This is a genomic window from Stenotrophomonas sp. 2YAF22, assembly GCF_052114665.1.
In the GTDB taxonomy this organism is placed as follows: domain Bacteria; phylum Pseudomonadota; class Gammaproteobacteria; order Xanthomonadales; family Xanthomonadaceae; genus Stenotrophomonas; species Stenotrophomonas indicatrix.
Map to the genome: position 1 here is coordinate 1 of NZ_JBFRFE010000636.1, position 2,466 is coordinate 2,466.

The 2,466-nt window shown below is 62.9% G+C and carries 2 protein-coding genes, 4 tRNA genes and 1 pseudogene; 2 read left to right on the plus strand and 5 right to left on the minus strand.

Annotation, left to right across the window (positions count from 1 at the left end):
- Positions 1-2: 2 nt before the first annotated feature.
- The 4 genes from AB4Y84_RS19245 to AB4Y84_RS19260 all read right to left on the minus strand — a co-directional run bounded on the left by AB4Y84_RS19245 (position 3) and on the right by AB4Y84_RS19260 (position 596).
- Positions 3-75, minus strand: a tRNA-Lys gene (locus tag AB4Y84_RS19245).
- Between the two features lie 79 nt (positions 76-154).
- Positions 155-231 (minus strand) — tRNA-His (locus AB4Y84_RS19250).
- A 173-nt stretch (positions 232-404) separates the two neighbouring features.
- Positions 405-481: transfer RNA gene (locus AB4Y84_RS19255), tRNA-Arg, on the minus strand.
- Between the two features lie 38 nt (positions 482-519).
- A tRNA-Pro gene (locus AB4Y84_RS19260) sits at positions 520-596 on the minus strand.
- Between the two features lie 181 nt (positions 597-777).
- Here AB4Y84_RS19260 and AB4Y84_RS19265 point away from each other — a divergent pair.
- Together AB4Y84_RS19265 and AB4Y84_RS19270 are read left to right on the plus strand one after the other, a co-directional pair.
- Entirely contained in the window at positions 778-1,536 is a 759-nt protein-coding gene (locus tag AB4Y84_RS19265) for a Bax inhibitor-1/YccA family protein (RefSeq protein ID WP_099819174.1), read from the plus strand.
- Positions 1,537-1,631: 95 nt separating this feature from the next.
- A complete protein-coding gene (locus AB4Y84_RS19270) occupies positions 1,632-2,264 on the plus strand; it encodes a flavin reductase family protein (protein ID WP_394195947.1) in 633 nt (210 codons plus the stop codon).
- A 4-nt stretch (positions 2,265-2,268) separates the two neighbouring features.
- Here the strand turns inward: AB4Y84_RS19270 and AB4Y84_RS19275 are convergent.
- Positions 2,269-2,466, minus strand: a pseudogene (locus AB4Y84_RS19275) (sulfite exporter TauE/SafE family protein); the annotation flags it as partial.

Sequence of the window (2,466 nt, forward strand, 5' to 3'; positions counted from 1 at the left end):
GGTGGGCTGTCAAGGATTCGAACCTTGGACCTATTGATTAAGAGTCAACTGCTCTACCAACTGAGCTAACAGCCCTTGAAACTCAGGCGCACATTATAGCCGGCGACCTGTTTATTGCAATACCGTTTCGGCGATGCCGATGCGGTTGAATCAGTGGGGTGGCTGAGGGGATTCGAACCCCCGACCACCGGAATCACAATCCGGTACTCTAACCAACTGAGCTACAGCCACCACTGAAACTTTCGCTTCACCGCCGATATCGCCGACGTTGACGCTTGATACGTTGCCCGAGGACTGTCACCGAAGTTCCGGTCCGCCGAAGCGAGTCCGACATTCTGGTGGAGTCGCCAGGGTTTTGCAAGCACTTCTTCACATCCGCCGGCTGCGTTCCGGTGTCGCACCAATGGCGCGCCCGACAGGAATCGAACCTGTAACCGCCGGCTTAGAAGGCCGGTGCTCTATCCAGTTGAGCTACGGGCGCCCGAACCGGAACGGCGTCCAATCCGACGTGATGTGGATTGGTCGGGGTAGAGGGATTCGAACCCCCGACATCCTGCTCCCAAAGCAGGCGCGCTACCAGACTGCGCTATACCCCGGTGTTGCAATCCCCTCGGGTGTGAACCCGGGGAGCTGACCATTGTGGCCAAGCGCCGTGCGAACTGTCAACGCGCAATGCCTGCCCTGCCCCGCCATGACCACGGCTTACGCAGTCATCGGCTATGCTCGCAGCCAGCGGCCGGATGGCCGAATCGCCCCCTTTTCGCACGGAGACCTCGCATGCGCAGCGGCAACCCGGCTCTTTCCGAGTCGACCTTCCTCGATCTGGCCAGTGGCTCGGTGGTAACCAGCCCCGGCCAGGTAATGACCCTCAACGGCACCGTCAACAAGACCGGCTTCCTGCTGCTGCTGACAGTGCTGACTGCAGCGTTTGCCTGGAACCAGACCGTAGACGACTATGGCCAGGTGATGGCCGGCGCCAAGCTGTACGCCATGGGCGGGGCTATCGGTGGCCTGGTGCTGGCACTGATCACCGTGTTCAAGAAGGAATGGTCGCCGGTCACCGCACCGATGTATGCGCTGGTGGAGGGCCTGTTCCTGGGCGCCATCTCGGCCGTGTTCAACATGAAGTTCCCGGGCATCGTGTTCCAGGCGGTGCTGCTGACCTTCGGCACCTTGTTCGCGCTGCTGTTCGCTTACCGCAGCGGCCTGATCAAGGCTACCGAGAACTTCAAGCTCGGCGTGGTCGCCGCCACCGGCGGCATCGCCCTGCTGTACCTGGCCTCGTTCGTGCTGGGCTTCTTCAACATCAACGTGCCGGTGATCCATGACGCCAGCTGGCTGGGCATCGCCTTCAGCCTGTTCGTGGTGGTCGTGGCCGCGCTGAACCTGGTGCTGGATTTCGACTTCATCGAAACCGGCGTGGCCCAGCGCGCGCCGAAGTACATGGAATGGTATGGCGCATTCGGCCTGATGGTGACCCTGGTCTGGCTGTATGTGGAGTTCCTGCGCCTGCTGTCGAAGATCCAGCAGCGCTGATCCAGTCCATGCCGTAAACGACAAGGCCGCGGTCCGTCGGGATCGCGGCCTTTTTTGTAGCGTCGAGCACGCTCGACTCCCGCGGAAACACGCCCATGGCAGACCCCACCCCTCCCCGCTTCCACAGCTATCGCCCGGCCGATGGCCATCGCCTGCCACACGATCCGTTCAACGCCATCATCGGCCCCCGCCCCATCGGCTGGATCTGCAGTCGTGATGCCGACAGCAATGTGAACCTGGCGCCCTACAGCTTCTTCAACGCGTTCAACTACACGCCGCCGATCATTGGTTTCAGCAGCCAGGGCCGCAAGGACTCGCTGCGCAACATCGAAGCCACCGGCGAGTTCGTCTGGAACCTCGCCACATTCGACCTGGCCCAGGCAATGAACGAGAGCTGCCGCGCAGTCGCGCCAGACGTGGACGAGTTCGTCCTGGCCGGGCTGACACCACTGGCCTCGGAGCAGGTTGCTCCGCCGCGCGTGGCGCAGAGCCCGGTGAGCATGGAGTGCCGCTGCACGCAGATCGTGCGTCTGCGTGATGCGGCCGGCAATGACACCGATGGCTGGCTGGTACTGGGAGAAGTGGTCGCCGTGCATATCGATACGCGGTTGCTCGTCGACGGCATCTACGACACTGCAGCGAGCGACACCATCCTGCGCGGCGGCGGACCGGCCGACTATTTCCGGATCACCGCCGACCAACGCTTCCGCATGCTGCGGCCCGCCTGAGCCCTCATCCCGCCGCCCCGCGGGACAGCAGCAACGGCAGCGACGAGGCCAGCATGGCAACGCCGGAGGCCGTCAACAGCCCCAGCACGATCTGCCGGAAACGCACTTCACTGATACCGACATACAGCTTCGCTCCCAGCAGCGTTGGCACCAGCATCGCCGGCGCGACGATGGCGAAGTACGGCAGCATCTGCAGGGTGAC